Raw genomic sequence first — 24,735 nt, 5'->3', positions numbered from 1 at the left:
ACATCAGCGGCAATACATCCGAAACAGATGCGCCAGGTGCGCGGCCATCGGTGTGAGTGTGGTATCACGTCGCTGAATAAGATAGAACGTGGCTTTCGGCAGTGACAGATCGAGATCCAGCGCGATCAGGCTCTGACCGATCACCGGATCATTAATCGCATCAACGGACAATATGCTGAGAAAATCGGTTTTGGCGATCAGGCTGGTGCACGACATAAAGGTTTCACAAATCACGCTGATATTGGGTTCGGTATCCATTTCGCTGAACATTTCGCTGAGCAATTTATAATAACTTCCGCGTGGCGTCGGCATCGTCCAGTCGCAATGTAAAAGCGCCTGCATCGAGCGGGCGTTCTGCATCGGATGGCCGCGTCTTGCGACCACCCGATACTCTTTATCCATAAGTTTTTCATATAACAGTTCGTTATCAAAAGGGCCGTGATAATAGGTATTCACGGTAAAATCCAGCTCGCCCTGTCGCAGCTCCGGGATCATCGACACCAGTTGTCCCTCGGCTATCCGTACCTTCACATCGGGAAATTCGCGGTGAAAACGCTCAATCACTTCCGGCATGATGGTGCGGGCAATACTGGCACCCACGCCGATATTTACCCTGCCGCTGGTGCCGCCGAGACGCTGCGTGATGTCTTCCTGCGCCACCCTCAGCTCTTCCAGAATCAGGCTGGCGTGTTTAAAAAACGCGTCACCACAATCAGTTAGCGTCACACCCTGACGGCGGCGGACAAATAATTTCGTCCCCAGATTTTCTTCCAGCTCTTTAATCGATTTAGTCAGCGCGGGCTGCGAAAGATTCAGCACCCGGCTGGCGGCACGAATGCTGCCCTGACGCGCGACCGCAACAAACGCCCGCAACTGATGCATTTTTATTTGTGATGGCATGAGACTCTTTGATAACCACTGATTATCACTAAAAAGATTTTGGCATCTTATATGCCCTGAACGCTTTATGTACATTAAAAATCTTATAAGGCCGCCTTTCGCCGCTTTCTGCGTGCGGGTCTGCACTTCCCAACGCTTTGATTTCCTCCTTTCTGCCGCTGCGCGGAAAGCCTGCATGTCTGTGTCAACAAGAGAGTCCGTGATGGTTAATGAGATTTCTGAACGTGTAGAAAAGCTGTTTCCTTCCCTGCAAAAGCAACGCCGTGACCTGCATAAATACGCCGAATCCGGCTGGCTGGAATTTCGTACCTCCACGCTGGTGGCCGATCGGCTGGAGAAACTGGGTTATTCACTGCAACTGGGCAAAGAAGTCATTGACGCGGATTCGCGTATGGGGCTGCCTTCCGCCGCTGTGCTGGCCGAACAAGAGCGGCGTGCTCTGGAACAAGGGGCGATTGCCCGCTGGATGCCACATTTCTCCGGCGGTTTCACCGGTATTGTCGCGACGCTGGAAACCGGTCGTCCCGGCCCGGTGATGGGTTTTCGTGTGGATATGGACGCGCTGGATTTATGCGAAGTCCTGGACGAGGCACACCGCCCGTTCCGGGAAGGATTTGCTTCGGCCAATAACGGCATGATGCACGCCTGCGGTCACGATGGCCACACTACCATTGGCCTCGGGCTGGCAGAAGTGCTGATGCAGGTGCGCGATCAGTTATGCGGCACCATCAAGCTGATTTTCCAGCCTGCCGAAGAAGGCACGCGCGGCGCAAAATCCATGGTTGAGGCGGGGGTGGTGGACGATGTGCAATATTTTACCGCTGTACATATCGGCACCGGCGTACCGGCTAATCACATTGTGTGCGGTAACGATACTTTCATGGCGACAACCAAGCTCGATGTGCACTTTACCGGCGTGGCTTCGCATGCAGGCGGCAAACCGGAAGACGGGCGCAACGCCCTGCTGGCGGCGGCACAGGCCACGCTGGGGTTGCATGCTATCCCACGCCACAGCGGCGGCAGCTCGCGGGTGAATGTCGGCGTGTTGCAGGCGGGCACCGGGCGCAATGTGGTGCCGTCCACCGCCATGATGAAAGTCGAGACACGCGGTTCCACCAATGAAGTAAATGATTTTATTTATCAGCAGGCGCTGAAAGTTATCTCCGGCGCAGCCGAAATGCATCAGGTGAAATTCGACATCAAACTGATGGGTGCGGCGCAAAGCAGCACACCAACGCCTGCCTGGGTAAATTACATTCACCGTCAGGCAGAAAAACTCGGCGAGTTCGAACAGATTATTGACCATCAGGAAGGGGCTGCCGGTTCAGAAGATGCCACTTACATGATGGAGCGCGTCAAAGCCCGTGGCGGTGAAGCCTCTTATGTCATTTTTGGCACGGATCTGAGCGCTGGTCATCACAATGAGCTGTTTGATTTCGATGAGAAAGTGATATCTCAGGGCATCAAAACGCTGGCGGCCCTGGCACTGAATATCGCTGAATTCAAAGGGGATATTTAATGGCGACACAACAAAATATCGTCAATTTTATCAACGACTTTATTGATAACCAGCAACCTGCCCTGGCAGAAATCAGTGATGCAATCTGGGACCATCCGGAGACCCGTTTCGCGGAATCGTTCTCCTCAGCATTGCTGGCCGACAAACTGGAAGCCAGCGGCTTTAGCGTGGAACGCGGTGCCGGCGGCATGGAAACCGCATTCATCGCCAGTTCCGGCCAGGGCAAACCCGTGATCGCCCTGCTTGGCGAATTCGACGCACTGGCCGGTTTAAGCCAGAAAGCCGGTTGCGATGTGGCGCAGCCACAGGTGGAAAACGGTAACGGCCACGGCTGTGGTCATAACCTGCTCGGCACGGCGGCACTCGGTGGTGTGCTGGCAGTGAAAGCCTGGATGGAACGTGAAAAAATTCCGGGTACGGTACGTTTTTACGGTTGTCCGGGCGAAGAAGGCGGCTCCGGTAAAACGTTTATGGCCCGCGAAGGGCTGTTTGATGATGTCGATGCCGCACTGACCTGGCATCCGGAAACCTACAGCGGCATGTTCAGCAATCAGACGCTGGCCAATATTCAGGCGTCGTTCAGCTTTAAAGGCGTGTCCTCACACGCCGCTGCCGCGCCACACCTTGGCCGCAGCGCGCTGGATGCCCTGACGCTGATGAACACCGGTTCGAATTTCCTGCGCGAGCACATTATTCAGGAAGCACGCCTGCATTACGCCATCACCAACGCGGGGGGAATTTCGCCAAACGTGGTGCAGGCCGATGCCGAAGTGTTGTATCTGGTGCGCGCACCGCAAATGGATCAGGCGCAGGCAATTTTTGACCGCGTAGTGGATATCGCCAAAGGCGCAGCGCTGATGACCGGCACGCAGATGTCGATGCGCTTTGATAAAGCCTGTTCCAACTACGTGCCCAACCGCACACTGGAAAGCGCGATGTATCAGTACGTGCAGGCGTTTGGCACACCGCATTACACCGCCGGAGAGCGGGCGTTTGCGGCGTCAATTCATGCCACGCTGAGCGAACAGGATATCGATAACAATTTGCTGAATATCTCCCGCACCAGCGGCGCGGAAGGCGTGGAATTCGCCGACACCCTGCGCCATTCCCCGCTGACTGACCGCGTTGCCCCGTATGCCCCGAACGACAATATCCTCTACGGCTCAACGGATGTCGGCGATGTCAGCTGGCTGGTGCCGACGGCGCAATGCTTCAGCCCGTGTTTTGCTGTGGGATCGCCGCTGCACACCTGGCAAATCGTGTCACAGGGGCGAACATCCATTGCCCATAAAGGCATGTGTCTGGCGGCAAAAGTCATGTCATCAACTGCGATAGACCTGTTCTCCCGGCCGGATTTACTGGCGGCCTGTCAGAAAGAGCGTGATGCACAACGTGCACGACGTCCCTATCAGTGCCCGATCCCGGCTGGCGTGAAACCGTCGCCGTTGAAATAAATCCCGAATGAGTACACCGCGTATTCGCGCCCCGTTCCGGCGCAAATACGCGGCATAAATATAAAAAAGACAAACATGACAGAGGGTTAACAGATGAGTATTCAGGCGCAAGATTCCGGCCGGAGTCCGGGAGGATTTCTTCATTGGGTGGAACGTGTCGGGAATAAAATTCCCAACCCGTTTTTGTTATTTGTTTATCTGATCGCCGTGCTGATGGTCGCCAGTGCGGTAATTTCATGGCTGAATATTACGGCGGTGAACCCGACTAACGGTGATGTCATCCACGTAAAAAACCTGCTGAGTGTGACAGGCATTCAGTGGATTTTGCCGAACGTCATTAAAAACTTCAGCGGATTTACCCCGCTCGGCTCGATTCTGGCGCTGGTTATTGGTGCCGGACTGGCGGAGCGCGTCGGGCTGCTGCAAAGCCTGATGTACAAAATGGCGTCCAAAGTCAATGCCCGTTACGCCAGTTATATGGTGATTTTTATCGCCTTCTTCAGCCATATTTCGTCTGATGCCGCACTGGTGGTGATGCCGCCGCTGGGCGCGTTAATTTTCCTCGCGGTCGGGCGTCATCCGGTGGCCGGTTTACTGGCGGCTATCGCCGGCGTCGGCTGCGGTTTCACGGCTAATCTGCTGATTGTGACTACCGATGTGTTGCTGTCGGGGCTCAGTACCGAGGCCGCGAAGGCGATTAATCCGGCGGTTCAGGTGAGCGTCATCGATAACTGGTACTTTATGGCTGCCTCCGTCATTGTGCTGACAATTGTGGGTGCCATTCTCACCGATAAATTCGTTGAACCGCGCCTGCCGGTGTATCACGGCGAGCGTAACGAAGAGATGAAAAAACTGACACCGGAACAGAATCGCGGCCTGATGGCGAGCGGTATTGCAGCATTGGTGTTTATCGCACTGGTGGCATTGCTGGTGATGCCGGAAGCCGCACCGCTGCGCGGTCCTAAAACCGGCGGTATCATCCCTTCGCCGTTTATTCAGGGCATCGTACCGCTGATTATTTTGTTCTTCTTCGTGATTTCTGTGCCTTACGGCATGGTAACAAAACAGATCCGCAGTGCCAGTGATGTGCCGGATTTGCTGGTGGATCCGATGAAATCCATGGCAGGTTTTATCGTGATGGTGTTCCCGCTCTCCCAGTTTGTGGCATTTTTCAACTGGAGCAATATGGGGAAATTTATGGCGATCGGGCTGACCGATGTGCTGGAAAACTTAGGCATGACCGGTATCCCGGCGTTCCTCGGCCTGATTTTCCTGTCGGCGTTGCTGTGTATGTTTATCGCCAGCGGCTCAGCAATCTGGTCGATTCTCGCACCGATTTTCGTGCCGATGTTTATGCTGCTCGGTTTTCATCCGGCGTTTGCGCAAATCGTATTCCGCGTTGCGGATTCGTCGGTGATCCCGCTCGCGCCCATGTCACCGTTTGTACCGCTGTTCCTCGGGTTTCTCCAGCGGTACAACAAAGAGGCGAAACTGGGTACCTATTATTCACTGGTGCTGCCGTATCCGGTTGTGTTTTTCGTCGTGTGGCTGCTGATGCTGGTGGGGTGGTATTTGCTGGGTCTGCCCATTGGTCCGGGCGTTTATCCGCATCTTTAACGGTCAGGTCAGACGTCCCATACGGCGCATGGCCCGGTGCCATGAGCCGTTTCTCACCGCCCAGCGCAGTACACCGGCAATACGGCGGGTGGCGAAACGAATCCTTCGGCGCTTTGGCGGGGAAAGGGAAATCCCCAGTTGCGTCGCCGCCCATTCGGGCAATAACTCAATGCCAGCCTGGATCATCAGGCTGCCCACCGGTTTCGCCAGACGGCTCGGAGCCGGTGCATTCTGCAATAATTTCACCACTTCAAGCGTGCGTTCATCGCAGCGTAATTGCGGACGCATCGCCTGCAGATAATGTTCTACCGCATCGACACTCTGCGGCACATCTGCCGCACCCAGGCTTTTCGCCACACGGGAAAACTCCCGATAATAAAGGTTCTGCCCGGCCAGACTGAGCGAAGGGTTGCGATACCGCAAATGTGATTGCAGAAAGCTGTACGCTTCAGCCACGTGCACCCAGACCAGTAATTCCGGATCGCTGGCCGCATAAGGCGTGCCGTAAGCATCAGTACCCGTGACCCGCAAATGAATGGATTTTACTTTTTCGATTAATGCATTGGCATCATCCAGAGGCGCAAAAGTCGTACCCGAGATAAACTGACTGGTGCGACGAAGCCGCCCAAGCATATCTTCACGAAATGAGGAATGATCCCAGACACCGGCAAGCGCCAGCGGATGAAGCATCTGCAGCAGCAAGGCACTGACGCCGCCGCAAAGCATGGACGAGAAATCTCCGTGAATTCGCCAGGTGATGCTTTCAGGGCCAAACAGCCCCGGGTCACCCGGCGGATCCTCAAAGTCTATGCCGCCTAACGCCAGGCCCGAAATACTCAGTACCTGACGTTCTATTCTCTTTCTCAACAATTATCTTAACTCAGTGGTTAATGTTCGGCCTGACTGACTGCCGTCGCTTTGGTCAGTTCCGGCCACAGGTTCATAACCACATCAATCAGGCGGTTCAGTTCATCCGCACTCGCGCCATCACGGGCCTGTACAGAGAAGCCCTGAATGGTGCAGGCCAGGTATTTCGCCAGCAGGGCGCTGTCGCTTGCTGCTGTCAGATCACCACTGTGTTTTTTCTTCTCGAAATATTCAAACAGAGTGCGTTCCTGCGAAAGATGGCGCGCACGCAGCATTTCGGCAATATCCGCCGATGACGAAGACATGCCGGATGATGCGCTGATCATAAAGCAGCCACTTGGCGTGTCACAATCGGTAAACAGTTCAACGATGGCACGCAAATAGCGCCCGACCGTATCCTCAACGGACAAATCTGTTCTGCTCAGTAAACACGAGCTCTTTTCGTAAAAGTTTTTCAGATAATGTTCAACGGCTGCGCGGAAAAGCCCTTCTTTGTTACCAAATTCAGCATACAAAGTTGGCGCTTTTGCACCGGTTGCTTCGACCAAATCGGCTAATGAAGTGGCCTCGTAACCATGGCGCCAGAATAAATTCAGGGCCTTGCTCAGAGCAGTTCCACGATCGAACTGTTTTGGGCGCCCGCGACTTTTCCGGACCAAAGCCGTCTGTTCAGTGCTCATACACCCTCCTTCCATCACCATTGTGATTATGGTTATTAAATTTTTATAGAAATAACTTAACGATCATTATTAAAAATAGTTGCGCACAAGTCCAGCGGAGTTTATTATTTAATTATCGAGCGATAAGAAAATCGCTCAAACCCGCAAAACTGCGCAGCTAAAAACGCTTTTTAAGCATACTATCCAGGACGTAACATCATGAGTAACTTCAAAATCCTTCTTGCAGTTCTGGCATTAACCGCTGTGCCGGTTGCCAATGTTGCCGCACAGCAGGTTATCATGATGCCTTTACAGAGTCAGGAAGTGAGGATGGTCAATGTGACCGGTGACAGTAACTTCTGTAACCCGGGAACCTGTACGAATAAAAACATCGAACAGGGCCGTATTCCTACTTCTCCTACTCAGCCACCTGCACCCTCGATCCCAAGCCATCGGCCCGCTTCTATTTACTACTAACGAACGCGGTGCCTGACGACAAAGAGTCAGGGCAGGAATAATGATAAGGCGGCTAATGTCGCCTTATCTTTTTATCAGCCGCCCCTGTTTTATCACCCTATCCGGTCAGAACCAACCATTAACTTAGCGATCATTAAAGATTCATTCAGCAAAATTATGCATAAAGGATTTCCCATCCTTCGCATCAATCATTTTAAAAACAATAAATTAACAAAATAAAAACAATGCAGGCATTTAATGTGATATTCATCACAGCACGATTAGTTAACGATCATTAAAAAAACATCTTGCACAAACTCCCAACACTCCCTATCATTTACTTATCGAACGTTAACTAATAAATAACGTTGACCCAAAACTGAGGTTCCTGAAGAAGGCACCCCAAATAAAAACTGAAGAACAGGAATTAACACCATGAAAAATATCGCTATGACAATCGCTGCACTGACACTGGCTACTGCTTCTTTCTCTACCTTAGCGGCAACTGAAGTTCAGTCTGCACCTGCAGGTGAGCAAACTATCGGTACTGTCAGCGCCTCTTCAAACGGTAACCTGAGTACATTGCAGTCCAAACTGAATGCAAAAGCTACTGAAGCTGGCGCAACCTCATACCGTATCATCGGGGCTTCTGGTGAAAACCATCTGTACGGTACTGCTGAGCTGTACAAATAAGTTCTGAAGGTGCTGTTAGCAGATTGTTCCGCACAATAAGTTAACGATTAATAAATAAATGAGTTGCACAGAATGTGATCCCGGTCTAACATTTACTTATCAACTGTTAATAAATAACAGTCGGACCGAATAATCACCTGCTGATAAACAGATAAAAAGGAAAACTACCATGAAAAATATCGCCATGACTTTAGCCGCAATCGCACTTGCTACTGCTTCTTTCTCGACTCTGGCTGCGTCTGAAGTTCAGTCTGCACCAGAAGGTCAGCAAGCAATTGGTGTGGTAAGTGCTTCTTCAAGCAATGATTTATCAAGCCTGCAGAATAAACTGAATGCCAAAGCCAATGAAGCGGGTGCAAGCTCATACCGCATCATCGGGGCTTCAGGTGATAACCACCTGTACGGTACTGCTGAACTGTATAAATAAGCATAAAGTACCTGCCATTTTAGGGTAAAACGGCATTTAGTTAACGATTAATAAGCTAGATGTTGTATCGGACAGACGAGAGCTTTGCACATTAAATGAACGTTGATGACAACGCCTGGCAAAGCTTAAAAATACGAAATGAGGAAAATATCATGAAAAACTTAACAATGACCCTTGCAGCTATCGCACTGGCAACCGCTTCATTCTCCACTCTGGCTGCAACAGAAGTTCAGTCAGCGCCGGCAGGTCAGCAACCGATTGGTGTTGTCAGTGCAACATCCGGTAACAGCCTGAGCAGCCTGCAAAACAAACTGAATGCTAAAGCCAGCGAAGCCGGTGCAAGCTCTTACCGTATCATCGGTGCTTCAGGCGATAACCACCTGTACGGCACAGCTGAACTGTATAAATAAGCTGTGATAAGCAATAAAAAGCAGTAAGCAGAAGAGGCGGCGTTTGCCGCCTTTTTCGTGTCTGTGTTACTGAAAATTTCCCGGAAGCTTCCCCGCCCGCCTGACCTTGTGCTACATTTTCCTCTTCTTTTGCCTTCAGGTTCTGCTTCCCAATGTAACGAATTCTCATCACTAACATTTTTTCTTCTCCCGTTGCCTGCGTGCAAGGCGGGGTTTGTGTTATTTCTGATGAGAATCTTTCAAATGAATTCGTTATTGATTGCGCTCGTACGCGCACTTCGCAGCCATTGCTGGCTGCGGTTGCTGGGTTGTGCCTTTATTTTATCCTCTCTGGGCAATGGCCTGACGCAGGTCATGGTATTTGGCCAATTGCTGCGCTGGAATGCCTCCCCCGGCACGCTGACTTTCGCTTATATGCTGGCAACCTTGCCCGGCTTTATCGGAAGTGTTTGGGGCGAACGTTTGTGCAGAAAGATGTCGCCGCTGCGAATTTTGATCCTGACTGAAGTATTTGGCATGGTGGCACTGGTATTTCCACTGTACGGTCTGCTGTCACATCATATTCCCGCACTGCTGGTCATTCAGTCTGCTGAAGCGTTATTCAGCGGGATGAGTTATCCGGCGCTCACCTTGCTATTCAAACGCGGGCTAAGCGCTGAGGAGTTACCGGCGGCGACGGCAATGGAAACGCTGATTTTTTCTGCGCAGGTTTTGCTTGGCACCGGCGCCGGGGTTTTGCTGTTCAATGTTGTTTCGCCGCTGTGCATTTTACTGCTCGATGCGCTGAGTTTTGCCGCATCTGCTATTTTGCTTCTGACCACCCGGAAAAAATTTCGGGTCAGGGACGCTCAAACAATGGCGGCTGATTTTCCTGCACACCTGCCATTGCATTGGAAACATTACTCTCCGCTGCAAAAACGAAGCATCTTGCTGTTACCGGCGCTCGCTGCTGTCGGTTCTCCCGCGATGGCATTATTACCCGCACTCGTGCAGCAAATTCGCCCTGAGGAAACCACCGGTCTGGCACTCCCTTTGCTGTTTGCCCGCAGCCTCGGGCAACTATTCGGCCCGCTGCTGCTCAGTGCTGACAAACTCCGGCAGTTCAGCACCAGTAACAGACGAATATTGTTATGCCTGGTGTTATTTCTGGGGGGATACTTTCTGCTTTCCCCCCTGTCAGCCTGGCCGGCAGTCAGTCTGGCGTTAATTTTTAGTGCTCACCTGGCCTCAAATGTGGTGTTCGCATTAGGCACTTTCGGCGTGCTGCAAAATTTTACGGGCAGACAAGTCGCCACAGCCAGCGCGCTGGCCTGGCGCGGACAAGTTATGGTGGCGGGTTTAGCCACCGGCGCCGCCGGTTTACTGGCAGAAAGTATCGGCGCAACCGGCGCGCTTTATAGCATTTCTCTTGCCAGTCTGACCGGCGTTGTTATCTTACTCTGGCGCTACAGGACGTAATCAGAAAACACAAAAGGCAGGGATTTCCTCCCTGCCTTCTTCGTATTGCCTTAAACCAGCCGGTCAGTTAGCCGAGCTTTTCAACTGATTATTCTGCTGATGTTGCTCCATCGCCAGCGCGATCAGGCGCGTGATCAGATCACGGTAACCTAAACCACTGGCGGCCCAGAGTTTGGGATACATACTGATATTGGTGAAGCCCGGCAAGGTATTAATTTCATTGATGACGACTTCATCCTGTTCTGTCAGGAAAACGTCCACACGTGCCATGCCGCGACACTCCAGCACCTGAAATGCCTGCAAGGCGATGGCGCGGATACGATCATGGGTTTCCTGCGGTAAATCAGCCGGAACAGCGATGGACGCGCCAGTTTCGTTGATGTATTTGGTATCGTAGGAATAAAATCCGTCATGCAGGATCACTTCGCCGCACACGCTGGCCTGCGGGTGATCATTACCTAATACAGCGCATTCAATTTCACGACCTTTGATAGCCGACTCCACCAGCACTTTGTGGTCGAAGCTGAATGCTTCATCCAGAGCACGCTGATAGCTCTCTTCATCGCTGACTTTACTGACGCCCACCGATGAGCCCTGATTTGCCGGTTTGATAAACAGCGGCAGGCCGAGTTGTTGCGAAACACTGGCAAAGGTATTTTTCTGACGATTCACTCGCGTGAGGCACACGAAAGGAGCAACGGCCAGACCGGCATCACGCAGCAAACGCTTGGTGACATCTTTATCCATACTGACGGCGGAGCCCAGTACGCCGGAGCCGACGAAGGCTATATTTGCCATACGCAGCAGCCCCTGCAGGGAACCATCTTCCCCCAGCGTTCCATGCACAATCGGGAAGATGACATCCACCTGCGACAATGCGCTGGCGCTGTGGGTTTCGATTAGCTGATTCTCGGTCTGGCCCGGGATCAGCGCAACCTGGTTATTCGAGCGATTCAGGGCAATCAGCGACGGATTTTCAGCATTGATCAGGTAATTACTGGCGTCATTAATGTGCCACTCCCCTTTCTTATCAATACCCAGTAATGTCACATCAAAGCGTTCTTTATCAATCGCATCCACGATATTTTTTGCCGACTGCAGTGACACTTCATGCTCTGCCGATTTACCACCAAAAATAATACCAACCCGTAATTTACTCACCTGCTGCTCCTTGCCGTCTGCCTCAGCAGACGGCGAATGTTTCTATAAACAACCACGCAATAAACCAACACGACTAATCAACAACAAACAGTTTCGCGCCAACCGGTGTAGATGAACGGTGTGCTTCGGCATTGTCCGCTACCTGATAACTCATGCCCGGCGATAAGGTGAACGTACGTCCATCTTCAAGGCGTGTATGAAGCTCCCCTTCAAGGCAGAACAAAACATGGCCTTTACTACACCAGTGATCAGCCACATAGCCTGCTGAATATTCAACGATACGCACACGGATATCGCCAAATTTTTGCGTACGCCACAGCGCCATGCCGGTTTCACCAGGATGTTGCGTTGGCGTGACATCACTCCAGTCAGTCGTGCAAAACGGAATCGCATCAAGCTTCATGAATTTCTCAGTGTCGGGAAAGGGAAGGAAAGTCAGCATAAAAGTGAGCGGTAAATTTATCAATCGCTTGCTGAAAACAATTCATTTACTGCCAGTCGCAAAGTTACGTAAAGGCGATTGTTCTTAGAGACAGTCGACAGCAGGCGTATGGCAAGGCCAGTGAGAAAAAGGACAGAACGCGTCATACCGTTGTGTTGCATGAGATGTCTGTGGGACAGGGGTCACATTTTTTCGACTATGCTTAATGTTCTGTTGAGAACGCAAAAGGCGTACGCACCTCAATTCCAACGTGCCGTTGTTTTCGACGACACGCCACAAAACAAGGAGCAACACATGCCATATCAGACAATAAATCCGTTCAACAATAAGCTCATCAAAGAATATCCAACACATAACGATCAGCAGGTTGAAGAGGCGCTCTCTGCAGCCCATGCTTTATATAAATCTGACTGGGGTCAGGGCGATATTAAGCAACGCGTTAAAGTACTGCATAAATTATCCGAACTGATGGCTTCCCGCGTTGATGAACTGGCGGAAGTGATCAGTGTAGAAATGGGCAAACTTATCGGTCAGAGTCGTGGCGAAGTGCAGATTTGCGCGGATATTGCGAAATTCTATGCCGAAAATGCACAAGAGTTCCTCAAACCTGTGCCGTATAAATCCGATCTCGGCGAAGCCTGGGTCGAGCATCACCCGATTGGGGTGATCCTGGCCGTCGAGCCGTGGAATTTTCCGTTCTACCAGTTAATGCGCGTACTGGCACCGAATCTGGCCTCCGGTAACAGCGTGGTGGTCAAACACGCCAGCATCGTTCCCCATTGTGCGGAAACCTTTGAGAAACTGGTTACCGAAGCGGGTGCGCCAAAAGGCGCTTATACCAACCTGTTTATTTCTCAGGATCAGGTCAGTGCCATCATTGATGATGACCGCGTTCAGGGTGTCGCGCTGACCGGTTCGGAAAAAGCCGGTGCGGTCGTGGCTTCACGGGCGGCCTCTAAGCTGAAGAAATCAACGCTGGAACTCGGCGGTAATGACGTGTTTGCCGTACTCGATGATGCCGATATCGATAAAGCCGCCAAAGCCGGTGCGCAGGCTCGTGTTTCCAACGCCGGGCAGGTGTGTACGGCGGCCAAACGTTTCATTATTCATGAAAAAGTTGCCGATGAATTCCTTCAAAAATTCACCGGACACTTTAAGGCACTGAAGACCGGCGACCCGCTGGATACATCCACCACGCTGGGGCCGCTGTCCTCTGCAGAAGCGGTGAAAACGCTGAGTGAACAAGTGGATAATGCTGTGAAACACGGGGCGAAACTGCACTTTGGCGGCAAAAAAGTGGCAGACAATCCGGGCAACTTCTTTGAGCCAACGATTCTGACGCACATTACCCGCGATAATCCGGCCTATTTTGAGGAATTCTTTGGCCCGGTCGCACAGGTGTATGTAGTGAAAAATGATGAGGAACTGGTGAAACTGGCCAACGACTCACATTACGGCCTTGGCGGTTCACTGTTCACCTCCGATTTGTCTCGCGCCCGTAAGCTGGCCAGCCAGATTGAAACCGGTATGGTATACGTCAACTCACCTACAGATACCGCAGCGGAACTGCCGTTCGGCGGCGTGAAACGCTCCGGATTCGGCCGCGAACTCTCCGATCTTGGTATCAAAGAATTTGTGAACCAGAAACTGGTCGTGCTGGCCGCGAAGTCATAAATATTTCAACCAGAGTTCTATACCCAAAATAATTCGGGCTGCAGGACAAAAACTTCAGCTTTTGCGCAGCGCTTGTGCTGGCCCTAATAGGGCAAGGCTTGCCGGGTAACGCGGCAAGTGAAGGGATCCCGATGAGCTTATTCAGGTAAGTGATTCGGGTCACTGAACGTAGCCAACGCATCTGCGGTTCGAATTATGATGGGTAGCCTTGACCCACAACAAAGCGCGGTAACTTGTACCCTCTCTATAATCAGGCCCGTTTGTCTTCCCACTGGTAAATCACATGGCTTATGAACTCAATCTGAACTGGCCGGAATTTCTCGAAAAATACTGGCAAAAAAAACCTGTTGTTATTAAAAAAGCCTTCCCGAATTTTGTCGATCCGATAAGTCCGGATGAACTTGCTGGCCTGGCGATGGAACCGGAAGTGGACAGCCGCCTGGTGAGCCATAAGAACGGTGAATGGCAGGCAAGCAATGGTCCTTTTGAAGATTTCGACGGTCTGGGCGAAACCGGCTGGTCATTGCTGGCACAGGCCGTAAACCACTGGCATTTGCCTGCGGCTGAACTGGTAAAACCTTTTCGCGTATTGCCGGACTGGCGTTTAGACGATCTGATGATTTCATATTCTGTGCCCGGCGGCGGCGTCGGCCCGCACATCGATCAGTATGACGTCTTTATCATTCAGGGCATGGGCAGCCGTCGGTGGCGTGTGGGTGATGCCTTGCCGATGCGTCAGTTCTGCCCGCATCCGGCGTTACTGCATGTAGATCCGTTCACGCCAATCATTGATGAAGATCTTGAGCCGGGCGATATTCTGTATATCCCGCCGGGCTTTCCGCACGACGGCTTTACCCATGAAACCGCCCTCAACTATTCCGTCGGTTTCCGTGGCCCTAACAGCCGTGATTTCATCAGCAGCTTTGCTGACTACGCGCTGGAAAACGATCTGGGCGGCAGTCATTACAGCGATCCGGATTTAACGCTGCGTGACCACGTCGGTAAAGTGGAAGAGTATGAGCTGGAACGCGTACGCCAGATGATGGTTGAGCTGTTAAACCAGCCGGAAGATTTCAAACAATGGTTTGGCCGTTTTGCCACCACGCCGCGCCATGAACTGGATATCGCGCCAGCCGAACCGCCATACGAATCACATGAAATTGTCGATGCACTGATGCAGGGTGAAAACCTGGTGCGCCTGAGTGGCCTGCGAGTCCTCAACGTCGGCGAACGTTTCTTTGTCAACGGCGAACCGCTGGAAACGTCCCGGTATGCCGCCGCTGATGCGCTGTGCCGCTATACGCTGATCGGTAAAGCAGAACTGGGGGCTGCCCTGCAGGATCCTGAATTTGTCGCTCTGTTAACAGATCTGGTGAATCAGGGCTACTGGTACTTCGACGCGTAACCTGCCCGGAGTTCAGTCACGATAAAAGGCGGCGTCCCTGAAGACGCCGCCTGTTTAGTGCCCTTAACCTACGGGCGGTAAAGTTCGACCGGCGGCTTCATTTTTCGCTCTTCCGGTGCGAACAAATCAATTTCTTCACCCAGAATGTATTTGGCGCGCAGCATGGCGGAAATTTTGTCCATGATCATCACGATCACTACCAGTATCAGGGTGATAAACATCACCACATCCCAGTTCCACAGACGCATATTTTCCGCATACACCAGACCGATCCCACCCGCGCCGACAAAGCCCAGAACGGCGGCTGAGCGGGTATTAGATTCAATCTGATACAGCGACAACGCAAGGAATGTCGGGAAGGATTGGGTGAAAATCCCGAAGCGGTGTGTTTGTAACGGGGAAGCTCCCAGCGCCCGCAAACCGCGGCTCGGCGAACGATCAACGGCTTCATGCCCTTCGGCATAAAGTTTACCGAGCAAGCCTAAATCCTGCATCACAATCGCCAGCACACCTGCCAGCGGTCCCATGCCGACAGCACGAACGAAAATCAGCCCCCAGATCGCCATATCCAGCCCGCGTAAAACATCCAGAAGACGGCGGATAATCATGGAAACAGGTCTGAGAACCGGCGTAGACATCACATTACGCGCCGCGAGGAATGAAAGCGGTAACGCGAGGAAAGATGCGGTGATGGTGCCGGAAAATACAATCGCCAGTGTGATAGCTATTTGCGAAAAATAATACATAAACGGCCATTCGGAAACGTCATGCCAGACAAACATTCGCAGGAAATAACGCCCGATTTCACGGCTGCCGCGCACCACTTCACTCCAGGGAATGCCGAAGTAACTGAAGAAATAGACATAGTACAGCGTAATAACAACAGCCAGTATCGCAAGGTAACGCAGATAGCGGCGTTGCGCGGCAAACAAATGCCCGTGCTGCTGCTTCATGCTGCTGACGACATGAGGTTCGAGCGCATCAGTTAACATCAGAAAGTGCCCTCCACAACGCGTTTGCGTAATTTACCTGAAAGAAAATCCATCACCGACACAACCAGAATAATCAGCAGTAAGGTCATGCTGACCTGATCATAACGATCAAGTTTGATTGACGTCATCAGCTCCTGCCCGATACCGCCCGCCCCGACCAGCCCGAGGATGGTCGACTGGCGGAAATTAATTTCGAGGCGCATAAAGCTGTAGGATAAAAAGATGGGTTTCACCTGCGGCCACATGGCGAAACGCATACGCTGCAAACGGCCCGCGCCGCATGCTCTGAGACCACGCACCGGTTTGTCCGATGCGGTTTCAATGGATTCGTAGAACAATTTGGTCAGGCTGCCGACGGTATGTAACGTCAGTGCGATAAAGCCAGGAATGGCACCCACCCCAAATGCCATCACACACATCACCGCCCAGGCCAGTTCCGGCATTGTGCGCAGAAAAGCGACAAAGGTACGGATGCTGAATTTCACCCATTTAGGCGAATCTGTATTACCGGCGGCGAGAAAAGCCAACACAATAGCCAGCGCCGTCGACAATATCGTCGAGGACAACGCCAGCTGGATAGTTTCCCAAATCAGCGGCAGCTGAATATTGAGACGATATCCCCAATACGCCAGTGACCCTTCAGTATGGCCGTCAGCAAACAATAATGACCAGTGTAATACCGGTACAGTCTGTCCAATATAATCAAAGAAGCTGGGTGCGGAGAAAAAAATAGTTTTTAAATTAAGCTCGGAAACATTGCCTGACCACAGATATAACAACAGCATCAACCCTGACCAGATCAGTGCCTCCCGCTTTTGTTTACCGCGTATCTGCTGGTAATAACGATTGAAATCTTTGTTCAAAATAATATTTCCGGTTTGCAGATAATCTTAAAATCTAAACCCTAAATATTTCATGGTGCAGCAAGGCGGCAACCGAAAGAATCCCCGGGAGCTTACTTAAGTAAGTGACCGGGGTGATTGAGGGAAGCCAACGCCGCTGCAACGTGAAAGATGACGGGTTAGCGACCGCCTTTAGTCAGCTCACGCTTCATATCAATAATCTGCTGATATTCTGCCAGAGACGTCTCGCCGATATGCTGTTTGCCTCCCACTGCTTTCACGAAACAAGCGTGGTCATCTTTATCCAGTTTCTTAATGGCGGAAACCAGCTTAGCTTTAAATGCCGGTGGCAAATCACTACGCACTAAAATCGGGCCATTTGGGATCAGCGGAGATTCCCAAATAATACGAATTTTCTTCATCAGATCCGGATGGTCCATGCGGATCATTCGGTTGAACGCACCGGAGGTATAACCGGTTTCACGGTCGCCGATCATTGAAGCCCAGGTGACGGCACCTTCAAACTGACCGTTCAGCACACCAAGAATATCCTGCTCATGGCCACCGGAGAAGGTGACACTGGAGAAGAAATTGTTATATTTATTATCCGTGGTGCCGCCAAATTCTTTCTTAAATGTCTGGTTCGGGATCAGGTAACCGGAAGTGGAATCCGGGTCAGCGAAACCGAATGATTTGCCTTTCAGGTCAGATAATTTCTGATACGGGCTGTCGGCTTTAACAATAACAACGGAGTGATAACCACGAGATTTGTCGGTATCGTCAATCACGATGCCCACCAGATCCACCGCTTTCGGATTATTAATATAAACCGAAGCAAAAGATGAAGGTGACATGCTTAATACCATGTCGACTTTCTTACCTAACAACCCCTGAATAACACCTGAATAATCGGATGAATTACGCAGTTTGGTATCCACATTTAATTCTTTATCGAAGAAATCTTTTACACACTGATTATCACCGATTTGCTGAGTGGCATTCTGCCCGCCCAAAATACCTAAGTTTAATTCTTTAGGAGCATCTTCTGCCATGCTGTGCATCGCGGTAAAAGAACCTGCTACGAAGACTGCCAGACGTAATAACTTCTTCATGAAATAATGACCTTGTGTAGATTGAGTGAAAGTAGAAATAAGCACTGCAAAAAAATAAATAACATTATTATTTAACTGTTTATAGCGTCGTGCTCTTCACCGTATAACTGATGCAAAATATCATCAGTTAACTGATCCGGATGTCCGTCGAAAATAATCTGCCCTTTCGCGATGCCGATAACGCGGGTGCAATAATCTTTCACCAGTTCAACCGAATGCAGATTGACCATCACGGCAATATTCTCTTCGCTGACTTTTTTCAGCGCATTCATGATGCGCAGGGTATTTTTCGGATCCAGTGACGCCACCGGTTCATCAGCCAGCAGAATTTTTGGGTTCTGCATCAGCGCACGACAAATCGCTACCCGCTGCATCTGGCCACCGGAAAGGTTTTCGGCACGCTGCAACGCATGCGGCAACATGTGCAGCCATTCAAGCAAAGAGATGGCACGGGCACGGTCTTCGTCGTCGAACTGATTAAAAAATGATTTGAACGTTGAGGTGTGACTGAGACGCCCCAGTAACACATTTGTCAGAACATCAAGACGAGGTACCAGACAGAAATCCTGGAAAATCATGCCACAACACGAGCGCCAGCGACGCAACGCTTTGCCGGTCAGCCCTGCCAGTTCCTGCTGTTCGCCATTTTCGTAATGGCATACCACACTGCCTTCTGTGAGCGGGATAGTCCCGTTGAGAACATGCAGCAGAGTGGATTTACCTGCGCCGGAACGGCCAATTACCGCCACGAATTCACCGGCATGGAGATCAAAATTGATGTCATTCAGGACACGCTGACCTGATTTGTAGGATTTCACGAGACCCTTGACGTCCAGAACCTTGTTCAGATGCTGTGGCCCGGTCTGAGGATATTCAGCCTGTGCCAGCTTAAGTTGAGCTTGAGCCATGATGCTGTCTCTCGGTTGCTTTCGTTATCTGGCGTTCATTAAGCGCGAGTTTTATGACACATCAATGACGATTTAATGGACAGCGCATGACAAAAATGCAACAGATTAAGTGAAATTACCTAACCCATATCCCGAATGACGTTTAACTTAATAAGTATCATTTAAACCTATGATTAGATGGCATCACATTAAAAAAGGAAGATGAAATGGATAATCAGTCACTCATCGCCGCGCTGAAAGAGATTGCAGGCAGCCGCCACGTGTTGACCGGCGACAGCAATACCGAACGCTATCGTAAAGGGTTCCGCTCCGGTGGCGGCAAAGCGCTGGCGGTGGTTTTTCCGCAAACGCTGCTGCAACAGTGGCAACTGCTCAAGGCCTGTATCGCCGCCGATAAGATTGTCATTATGCAGGCCGCCAATACCGGCCTGACCGAAGGCTCGACGCCCAGCGGCGACGACTATGACCGCGACATTGTTATTTTCAGCACACTGAAACTGGACCAGATCCAGTTACTCGACGGTGGCCATCAGGTGATCGGTTTTCCCGGCAGCACGCTCTACAAACTGGAAAAGATCCTCAAACCCTACAACCGCGAACCGCACTCGGTGATTGGCTCGTCCTGCATTGGCGCGTCGGTGGTCGGCGGGATTTGTAATAATTCCGGCGGATCGCTGGTGAAACGCGGACCGGCATATACCGAAATGGCGTTGTATGCGCAGATCGATGTGCAGGGTGAATTGCAACTGATTAACCATCTGGGAATTAACCTTGGCGAAACGCCGGAAGAAATCCTCACACGTCTCGAAAGAGGCGATTACCGTGAAACCGATATCACGCATGATCAGCGCCTGGCCTCGGATCATGATTATGCTTCTCGTGTCCGCGAAGTTGATGCGGATACACCATCGCGTTTCAACGCGGATGAACGACGTTTATTTGAAGCATCCGGTTGTGCGGGTAAACTGGCCGTTTTCGCCGTACGGCTGGATACCTTTCCGGCAGAAACACAACAGCAGGTTTTTTACATCGGCACCAATGACACTGCGGTGTTGACAGAATTACGTCGTCAGATCCTGCGTGATTTCGTTAATCTTCCGGTGGCCGGGGAATATATGCATCGGGATATTTTCGATATCACCGAAGTCTACGGTAAAGATACATTTATGATGATCGACAAGCTTGGCACCGACAAAATGCCGGACATGTTTACTGCCAAAGGGAAGTTCGATGCGCACGCCAGTAAGGTTCCATTCCTGCCCAAAAATTTCAGTGACCGTGTGATGCAATGCCTGAGCAAAGCTTTACCTAATCACCTTCCCCCCCGCATGAAACAGTACCGTGACCGGTTTGAACATCACTTACTGCTGAAAATGTCCGGCCCCGGCATTGACGAGGCCCGAACCTTTCTGACACGTTTCTTTACTGAGGGTCAGGGGGATTTCTTTATCTGTTCTGCCGACGAAGGCAAAAAAGCTTTCCTGCACCGCTTCGCCGCCGCTGGTGCCGCCGTGCGCTATCACGCAGTACATGAAAAAGAAGTGGAAGATATTCTGGCGCTGGACATCGCGCTGCGTCGTAACGACCGCGACTGGTTTGAAACACTGCCGGAAGATATCAACAGTCAACTGGTGGCAAAATTGTATTATGGCCATTTCATGTGCCATGTGTTCCATCAGGATTACATCGTCAAAAAAGGCGCAAACAGCAAGGCGCTGAAACACAAAATGTTAGCGCTGCTCGACGCTAAAGGTGCGGAATATCCCGCTGAACATAACGTCGGCCATTTGTATATTGCGAAACCCCATCTGAAAGAATTCTACCGACAGGCCGACCCGACCAACAGTTTTAACCCGGGCATCGGGAAAACCAGTAAGCTAAAAAACTGGCAGGATTGATACTTTCATCTCTTCCCCTGCGAAAGGGGTTAATACCTCCCTCCCCTTCGCAGGGGAGGGAGCAATGCAACCTCATCTCATCAATACTCAGAATAGTTGCGTTCCATAGCCCCACATGATCACCGTCAGAGCCAAAAGTAGTTCTAAAACCAGAACACCCATTGCCAGCGTTGAACTGGAGAACAGAAAACCTTCGCGCCGGTCGATATTGAGAAAGTTAGGGATGCCGAGATATAACAGATATCCGCTGTAACACAGGCCAATGAGTCCGACAAACAGACATAACCAGACCATCGGGTAAAGGGCTACGATCCCGCTGAGGAACATCGGGGTAGCAACATAGCCGGCGAAGACGATACAGCTGTTGAGTGTCGGCCGGCTATCATAACGACGCGCCATTCCATAGATAATCCGTCCCATAAGGGCAACGGCAGCAAGCATCAGAACATAGAAAACGACTGCGATATAAGACGCCGTGAACAGGGAAACCCTCAGCGTCTCGCCGTCACCGAAGTTCCAGCCCAGTTGTGTTGTTCCGATGAAAGAGCAGACTACCGGGATCAGCGCCATTAACAGAACATGATGTGAATACACATGTGAAACGGTTTCCCGCTCACGCTGGATTTGTTGCAGTTCGGGACCTGGATTGGATATCAGCCCCCAGACATGATTAGCCATGAAACACCCCCTTGTACGCCGAAAGCCGCCAGCAGCGTGCTGTGATAAACCTTCGGCAATGCCGTTCAGACAAGGGCATAAGGAAGGTGGCGGCCTGTCTATATTATAGTCGTTATTGCCAGTTTTGCTGGCACGGCCAATACAGTGTAATGGGTGATTAACCGCATCAGATCGCCTTTAGTGGATATAGCGTGCCGCCGTAAACGTCACGCCAACCAGTACAAGCATCATGCCAATAATCCATCGGGTCTGTGTAATCATGAGTTCATAAAACATTGTCTGCATTGCACTCATTGAAGCTTCAATCTTCACAAAACGTTGATCTATTTTGTCAAAGCGCTCATCCACTCGTTCAAACTGTTTATCCACTCGTTCAAACTGTTTATCCACTCGCTCAAACTGTTTATCCACCTGTTCAAACTGTTTATCTATCCGCACCAGATGGTCGTCAATTCTCAGCAGGTGCCCGTCGATACGTGCGATGCTCTGTTCGGTTTTTCCGACACGCTCACCGATATCGGTCACGACATCGGTGAGCGTGACCATCTGGTATTCCAGTTTTCCGACACGGAGATTCGTTTCTGTAACCACTACGGTCAGCTGGCTGACCTGCTGTTCCACCTTCCCCACACGCAGATTCAGCCCGGCGATTTCCTCACCATTTTTGATTCCCTGTTTTTCAATATTGTTGATCTGGTTTTGCATGAGCTTTTCCATGAATGATTTTCCTTTGTATTCTTCCGGCCACACAGGGGCGCCAGGAAAATAGAGCGTCGGATTGACGGGCGATAGCGTCCGTGTGCTGAGCTGATACATCGTTGTTGTCCCTTACATGAGCGTTCCCTGTTTAGAAATCCTTAATCTGCGTGAAGTGTGCACTGGATAAATAACCACCTCAAATCAATTTCCTTCTCGATAAATACGTCATTACTTATGTATCTATATATGGCTGAGTTGCATTGCCTGGCTGAATAAATACCAATTAAAATAGCCAGTTATGCTTTCCGTTAACAGGCCAAACTTAAAGGGACAACAGGCGGGTGCGGATGACGAAAATCATCACCCGTCCAGAGGGAACCCGGCATTTCCTGCCCGCATTAACGGATGAATATTTACTGGCAAAAACATCTGCGGCGCGGCTAAAAAATCATTAACGTAGAGGCAGACACTCATCAGGAGAAGGGTATGCGCATTACCTGCTTACACACAGCGGACAGCAATATTGCGGTATTTGAAAATACAGCGCGGGCGCTGGGGTTGGATCAGCATCAGTTCCGGCATGTTTCGCGGCCCGATTTACTGGCCGCAGCCGAAAAGGCGGGCGGGCTGACGGCGGAAATTCTTCAGCAGACGGCGGATGTACTGCTGGCATTGAGTGAAAATACCGATCGCGTTTTACTGACCTGTTCAACGCTGGGGCCTGCTGCGACACTTGCCAGTAAAAGCGCCGCCGTGCCGGTTTTACGTGTTGATCGGGCGCTGGCGGAACAGGCCATGAAAACGGCAGGCAATGTGGTCGCACTGTGCGCGGTCGAAACGACCCTGGAGCCAACGCGGCAGTTATTCGCGCAGGTAGAAAGACATCCGCAGGCACGGCTTAAAACCCGTCTGGTGGCAGGCGCATGGGAAAAGTTTAAACAGGGCGATCTGGCCGGATATTTACAGGCCATCGCGGTGGCGGCAGATGCAGAATATAGGCAAGGCGCGGCCTGCGTGGTGCTGGCTCAGGCTTCAATGACCGGTGCAGCGCAACTGACCCAAACCGGCAAACCACTCACCAGCCCGGAATGTGGTTTACGCGCGGCGCTGATCTGAAAACGGCATACAGAAAGCAAAAATACCGCCAGACGCTATACTGATAAGGAATATCATTGGCTTAGCAGGATAGCCGATGACGACTGAAGATTATGTTAAGGAAAAAATATGAAAATTATTCTTTGGATCATCGCCATCATCTTTATCGTCGGCTTACTGACCCTGACAGGGGTGTTTAAACTGATTTTCTGATCATCACATTCCGTTCCTGCAAACCAAAAGTCCGGCACATGACCGGACTTTTTCAGTTTCATTAATAGCCTAAATAATTCGAGTCGCAGAAAGGCGGCAAGTCAGGGAGTCCCGATGAGCTGACATCAAGTCAGTAATTCGGGCGCCTGAGCGCAGCCAACGTATCTGCGGCTTGAAGTATGACGGGTATTTCAATCATCTGCCTCTTCGACCGAAGGCTGGGTTTTTTGCTGCTCTTTCTGCTTACGGTAGTTCCTGGCAATCTGCGGAACAGGCACTGCTTTGCCGGTTTCCATCCAGGTGCGCAGACGGTTAGCATCCGCAAAAGCCGTAAATTTACCGAAGGCATCCATCACGACCAGCGTCACGGGCTTGCCGTTAATGGTGGTACGCATCGCCAGACAATGCCCCGCTTCATCGGTATAACCGGTTTTGGTCAGCTGGATATTCCACGACGGATTCGTGATCAGATGGTTAGTATTACGAAACGGCAATGCATACGCCGGATGGCTGAAAACAGCCGTTTTTTCAGCAGTGGTACTCAGCTGACCGATCAGCGGATAGCGCTGGGAAGCCAGCAGCAGTCGCGTTAAATCACGCGCCGTGGAAACATTGCGTGGTGACAAACCTGTCGGTTCAACGTAATGCGTATGGGTCATGCCCAGCGATTTCGCTTTCGCATTCATGGCATTAATGAATGCAGAATAACCCCCGGGATAATGCGCTGCGAGGCTGGCTGCAGCACGGTTTTCCGAGGACATCAGCGCCAGCTGAATCATCTGACGACGGGTAATTTCACTGTTCAGTTTCACGCGGGAGAACACACCGCGCATTTCCGGCGTATTGCTGATATCGATATTGATCACTTCATCAAGTGGCAGATTCGCATCCAGCGTAACCATCGCGGTCATCAGTTTGGTCAGGGAGGCAATCGGCCTCACCTCATCCGGATTTCGGGAATAAATCACTTCGTGGCTTTTCAGATCCACCACCATGGCACTGCCGGAAGCGATTTGAACAATCGGGGCGACGGCCGGTTCATGCTTTGCAGCAATGGCGGCCGGGGCAGACAACATGCCTGTATTTAAGGCTAATAAGCTCAGAACCAAAAGACGGATTTTCACATGCATTGCTCTGTATTTAGAAAGTTGTCATT

Annotated in this window: 25 protein-coding genes; 13 read left to right on the top strand and 12 right to left on the bottom strand. The window is 51.1% G+C overall.

Annotated elements, in window-relative coordinates:
• Positions 1-3 precede the first annotated feature (3 nt).
• Positions 4-900 (bottom strand): LysR family transcriptional regulator, encoded by an 897-nt coding sequence (locus J1781_RS04360; protein ID WP_129951910.1) that lies wholly within the window; start codon positions 898-900, stop codon positions 4-6.
• Between the two features lie 202 nt (positions 901-1,102).
• Here J1781_RS04360 and J1781_RS04355 point away from each other — a divergent pair, with 202 nt between their 5' ends.
• The 3 genes from J1781_RS04355 to abgT all read left to right on the top strand — a co-directional run bounded on the left by J1781_RS04355 (position 1,103) and on the right by abgT (position 5,490).
• Entirely contained in the window at positions 1,103-2,419 is a 1,317-nt protein-coding gene (locus tag J1781_RS04355; protein WP_129952146.1) for a M20 family metallo-hydrolase, read from the top strand.
• A complete protein-coding gene (locus J1781_RS04350; RefSeq protein ID WP_129990540.1) occupies positions 2,419-3,873 on the top strand; it encodes a M20 family metallopeptidase in 1,455 nt (484 codons plus the stop codon). The genes J1781_RS04355 and J1781_RS04350 overlap by 1 nt, the downstream gene beginning before the upstream one ends.
• Before the next feature lie 93 nt (positions 3,874-3,966).
• On the top strand, positions 3,967-5,490 hold the full coding sequence (gene abgT / locus J1781_RS04345; protein WP_217233251.1) for a p-aminobenzoyl-glutamate transporter: 1,524 nt from the start codon (positions 3,967-3,969) through the stop codon (positions 5,488-5,490).
• A gap of 3 nt (positions 5,491-5,493) precedes the next feature.
• Here abgT and J1781_RS04340 read toward each other — a convergent pair whose 3' ends face one another.
• Positions 5,494-6,360 carry an oxygenase MpaB family protein gene (locus J1781_RS04340; protein WP_129951913.1) on the bottom strand — a complete coding sequence of 289 codons (867 nt, stop codon included), beginning with the start codon at positions 6,358-6,360 and terminating at the stop codon, positions 5,494-5,496.
• 17 nt (positions 6,361-6,377) lie between these two features.
• Entirely contained in the window at positions 6,378-7,037 is a 660-nt protein-coding gene (locus J1781_RS04335) for a TetR/AcrR family transcriptional regulator (RefSeq protein ID WP_129951914.1), read from the bottom strand.
• 198 nt (positions 7,038-7,235) lie between these two features.
• Between J1781_RS04335 and J1781_RS04330 the strand changes: the two genes are divergently transcribed.
• From J1781_RS04330 to J1781_RS04310, 5 genes are all read left to right on the top strand, one after another.
• Positions 7,236-7,493, top strand: coding sequence for a hypothetical protein (locus tag J1781_RS04330; RefSeq protein ID WP_217220045.1), 258 nt, complete (start codon positions 7,236-7,238; stop codon positions 7,491-7,493).
• 414 nt (positions 7,494-7,907) lie between these two features.
• On the top strand, positions 7,908-8,165 hold the full coding sequence (gene bhsA / locus J1781_RS04325) for a multiple stress resistance protein BhsA (RefSeq protein ID WP_129951918.1): 258 nt from the start codon (positions 7,908-7,910) through the stop codon (positions 8,163-8,165).
• Between the two features lie 169 nt (positions 8,166-8,334).
• Positions 8,335-8,592, top strand: coding sequence for a multiple stress resistance protein BhsA (gene bhsA, locus J1781_RS04320; RefSeq protein ID WP_129951920.1), 258 nt, complete (start codon positions 8,335-8,337; stop codon positions 8,590-8,592).
• A gap of 152 nt (positions 8,593-8,744) precedes the next feature.
• Complete coding sequence (gene bhsA / locus J1781_RS04315; protein ID WP_129951921.1) at positions 8,745-9,002, top strand: multiple stress resistance protein BhsA; 258 nt, start codon at positions 8,745-8,747, stop codon at positions 9,000-9,002.
• 243 nt (positions 9,003-9,245) lie between these two features.
• Positions 9,246-10,460, top strand: a complete 1,215-nt coding sequence (locus tag J1781_RS04310) for an MFS transporter (RefSeq protein ID WP_217159355.1) — start codon at positions 9,246-9,248, stop codon at positions 10,458-10,460.
• A 63-nt stretch (positions 10,461-10,523) separates the two neighbouring features.
• Here the strand turns inward: J1781_RS04310 and ddlA are convergent, their stop codons facing one another.
• Together ddlA and J1781_RS04300 are read right to left on the bottom strand one after the other, a co-directional pair.
• Positions 10,524-11,621, bottom strand: coding sequence for a D-alanine--D-alanine ligase (gene ddlA, locus J1781_RS04305; protein WP_129990544.1), 1,098 nt, complete (start codon positions 11,619-11,621; stop codon positions 10,524-10,526).
• Between the two features lie 73 nt (positions 11,622-11,694).
• The gene (locus tag J1781_RS04300; protein WP_217139285.1) at positions 11,695-12,024 is read right to left on the bottom strand and encodes a DHCW motif cupin fold protein; all 330 of its coding nucleotides are present in this window, start codon (positions 12,022-12,024) and stop codon (positions 11,695-11,697) included.
• 333 nt (positions 12,025-12,357) lie between these two features.
• Between J1781_RS04300 and J1781_RS04295 the strand changes: the two genes are divergently transcribed.
• Together J1781_RS04295 and J1781_RS04290 are read left to right on the top strand one after the other, a co-directional pair.
• Positions 12,358-13,737, top strand: a complete 1,380-nt coding sequence (locus J1781_RS04295; RefSeq protein ID WP_217233250.1) for an NAD-dependent succinate-semialdehyde dehydrogenase — start codon at positions 12,358-12,360, stop codon at positions 13,735-13,737.
• Between the two features lie 283 nt (positions 13,738-14,020).
• Positions 14,021-15,142 (top strand): ribosomal protein uL16 3-hydroxylase, encoded by a 1,122-nt coding sequence (locus J1781_RS04290; RefSeq protein WP_129951931.1) that lies wholly within the window; start codon positions 14,021-14,023, stop codon positions 15,140-15,142.
• A 68-nt stretch (positions 15,143-15,210) separates the two neighbouring features.
• On the opposite strand, the gene phnE (J1781_RS04285) is transcribed toward J1781_RS04290, so the two are convergent.
• From phnE (J1781_RS04285) to phnC, 4 genes are all read right to left on the bottom strand, one after another.
• Positions 15,211-16,134, bottom strand: coding sequence for a phosphonate ABC transporter, permease protein PhnE (gene phnE / locus J1781_RS04285; RefSeq protein WP_129951933.1), 924 nt, complete (start codon positions 16,132-16,134; stop codon positions 15,211-15,213).
• A complete protein-coding gene (gene phnE / locus J1781_RS04280; protein WP_129951935.1) occupies positions 16,134-16,997 on the bottom strand; it encodes a phosphonate ABC transporter, permease protein PhnE in 864 nt (287 codons plus the stop codon). The genes phnE (J1781_RS04285) and phnE (J1781_RS04280) overlap by 1 nt, the downstream gene beginning before the upstream one ends.
• A 158-nt stretch (positions 16,998-17,155) precedes the next feature.
• A complete protein-coding gene (gene phnD, locus J1781_RS04275; RefSeq protein ID WP_217139287.1) occupies positions 17,156-18,088 on the bottom strand; it encodes a phosphonate ABC transporter substrate-binding protein in 933 nt (310 codons plus the stop codon).
• Positions 18,089-18,159: 71 nt separating this feature from the next.
• Positions 18,160-18,996, bottom strand: coding sequence for a phosphonate ABC transporter ATP-binding protein (gene phnC, locus J1781_RS04270; RefSeq protein ID WP_129990548.1), 837 nt, complete (start codon positions 18,994-18,996; stop codon positions 18,160-18,162).
• A gap of 206 nt (positions 18,997-19,202) precedes the next feature.
• On the opposite strand from phnC, the gene dld reads away from it, so the two are divergent.
• Positions 19,203-20,894: a D-lactate dehydrogenase gene (gene dld, locus J1781_RS04265; RefSeq protein WP_129990549.1), complete on the top strand. Its 1,692-nt coding sequence runs from the start codon at positions 19,203-19,205 to the stop codon at positions 20,892-20,894.
• An 87-nt stretch (positions 20,895-20,981) separates the two neighbouring features.
• On the opposite strand, the gene J1781_RS04260 is transcribed toward dld, so the two are convergent.
• Together J1781_RS04260 and J1781_RS04255 are read right to left on the bottom strand one after the other, a co-directional pair.
• Positions 20,982-21,572: a Yip1 family protein gene (locus J1781_RS04260; protein ID WP_129951942.1), complete on the bottom strand. Its 591-nt coding sequence runs from the start codon at positions 21,570-21,572 to the stop codon at positions 20,982-20,984.
• Positions 21,573-21,749: 177 nt separating this feature from the next.
• On the bottom strand, positions 21,750-22,289 hold the full coding sequence (locus J1781_RS04255) for a hypothetical protein (RefSeq protein WP_238483463.1): 540 nt from the start codon (positions 22,287-22,289) through the stop codon (positions 21,750-21,752).
• A 468-nt stretch (positions 22,290-22,757) separates the two neighbouring features.
• Between J1781_RS04255 and J1781_RS04250 the strand changes: the two genes are divergently transcribed.
• Both J1781_RS04250 and J1781_RS26560 read left to right on the top strand, forming a co-directional pair.
• Positions 22,758-23,387: an aspartate/glutamate racemase family protein gene (locus J1781_RS04250; protein ID WP_217233249.1), complete on the top strand. Its 630-nt coding sequence runs from the start codon at positions 22,758-22,760 to the stop codon at positions 23,385-23,387.
• A 108-nt stretch (positions 23,388-23,495) separates the two neighbouring features.
• Entirely contained in the window at positions 23,496-23,579 is an 84-nt protein-coding gene (locus J1781_RS26560) for a small membrane protein YohP (protein ID WP_019105993.1), read from the top strand.
• A gap of 191 nt (positions 23,580-23,770) precedes the next feature.
• Here J1781_RS26560 and pbpG read toward each other — a convergent pair whose 3' ends face one another.
• Positions 23,771-24,709 carry a D-alanyl-D-alanine endopeptidase gene (pbpG, locus tag J1781_RS04245; RefSeq protein WP_217233248.1) on the bottom strand — a complete coding sequence of 313 codons (939 nt, stop codon included), beginning with the start codon at positions 24,707-24,709 and terminating at the stop codon, positions 23,771-23,773.
• Between the last annotated feature and the right edge of the window lie 26 nt (positions 24,710-24,735).

The sequence above is a fragment of the Rahnella perminowiae genome (genome assembly GCF_019049695.1).
Lineage (GTDB): Bacteria > Pseudomonadota > Gammaproteobacteria > Enterobacterales > Enterobacteriaceae > Rahnella > Rahnella perminowiae.
The sequence above is the reverse complement of the archived record's forward strand: the minus strand, read 5'-3'. Positions and strand labels throughout refer to the sequence as shown.

What these genes read in the sequence shown, in the direction of transcription:
- J1781_RS04295 (WP_217233250.1), top strand. Translation starts at nt 12,358, where the DNA reads ATGCCATATCAGACAATAAATCCGTTCAACAATAAGCTCATCAAAGAA.
- J1781_RS04330 (WP_217220045.1), top strand. Translation starts at nt 7,236, where the DNA reads ATGAGTAACTTCAAAATCCTTCTTGCAGTTCTGGCATTAACCGCTGTG.
- J1781_RS04255 (WP_238483463.1), bottom strand. Translation starts at nt 22,289, where the DNA reads ATGGAAAAGCTCATGCAAAACCAGATCAACAATATTGAAAAACAGGGA.
- J1781_RS04310 (WP_217159355.1), top strand. Translation starts at nt 9,246, where the DNA reads ATGAATTCGTTATTGATTGCGCTCGTACGCGCACTTCGCAGCCATTGC.
- J1781_RS04355 (WP_129952146.1), top strand. Translation starts at nt 1,103, where the DNA reads ATGGTTAATGAGATTTCTGAACGTGTAGAAAAGCTGTTTCCTTCCCTG.
- phnE (WP_129951933.1), bottom strand. Translation starts at nt 16,134, where the DNA reads ATGTTAACTGATGCGCTCGAACCTCATGTCGTCAGCAGCATGAAGCAG.
- J1781_RS04360 (WP_129951910.1), bottom strand. Translation starts at nt 900, where the DNA reads ATGCCATCACAAATAAAAATGCATCAGTTGCGGGCGTTTGTTGCGGTC.
- bhsA (WP_129951920.1), top strand. Translation starts at nt 8,335, where the DNA reads ATGAAAAATATCGCCATGACTTTAGCCGCAATCGCACTTGCTACTGCT.
- J1781_RS04250 (WP_217233249.1), top strand. Translation starts at nt 22,758, where the DNA reads ATGCGCATTACCTGCTTACACACAGCGGACAGCAATATTGCGGTATTT.
- phnC (WP_129990548.1), bottom strand. Translation starts at nt 18,996, where the DNA reads ATGGCTCAAGCTCAACTTAAGCTGGCACAGGCTGAATATCCTCAGACC.
- J1781_RS26560 (WP_019105993.1), top strand. Translation starts at nt 23,496, where the DNA reads ATGAAAATTATTCTTTGGATCATCGCCATCATCTTTATCGTCGGCTTA.
- bhsA (WP_129951921.1), top strand. Translation starts at nt 8,745, where the DNA reads ATGAAAAACTTAACAATGACCCTTGCAGCTATCGCACTGGCAACCGCT.
- J1781_RS04260 (WP_129951942.1), bottom strand. Translation starts at nt 21,572, where the DNA reads ATGGCTAATCATGTCTGGGGGCTGATATCCAATCCAGGTCCCGAACTG.
- J1781_RS04350 (WP_129990540.1), top strand. Translation starts at nt 2,419, where the DNA reads ATGGCGACACAACAAAATATCGTCAATTTTATCAACGACTTTATTGAT.
- abgT (WP_217233251.1), top strand. Translation starts at nt 3,967, where the DNA reads ATGAGTATTCAGGCGCAAGATTCCGGCCGGAGTCCGGGAGGATTTCTT.
- pbpG (WP_217233248.1), bottom strand. Translation starts at nt 24,709, where the DNA reads ATGCATGTGAAAATCCGTCTTTTGGTTCTGAGCTTATTAGCCTTAAAT.
- phnD (WP_217139287.1), bottom strand. Translation starts at nt 18,088, where the DNA reads ATGAAGAAGTTATTACGTCTGGCAGTCTTCGTAGCAGGTTCTTTTACC.
- J1781_RS04290 (WP_129951931.1), top strand. Translation starts at nt 14,021, where the DNA reads ATGGCTTATGAACTCAATCTGAACTGGCCGGAATTTCTCGAAAAATAC.
- bhsA (WP_129951918.1), top strand. Translation starts at nt 7,908, where the DNA reads ATGAAAAATATCGCTATGACAATCGCTGCACTGACACTGGCTACTGCT.
- J1781_RS04335 (WP_129951914.1), bottom strand. Translation starts at nt 7,037, where the DNA reads ATGAGCACTGAACAGACGGCTTTGGTCCGGAAAAGTCGCGGGCGCCCA.
- J1781_RS04300 (WP_217139285.1), bottom strand. Translation starts at nt 12,024, where the DNA reads ATGAAGCTTGATGCGATTCCGTTTTGCACGACTGACTGGAGTGATGTC.
- dld (WP_129990549.1), top strand. Translation starts at nt 19,203, where the DNA reads ATGGATAATCAGTCACTCATCGCCGCGCTGAAAGAGATTGCAGGCAGC.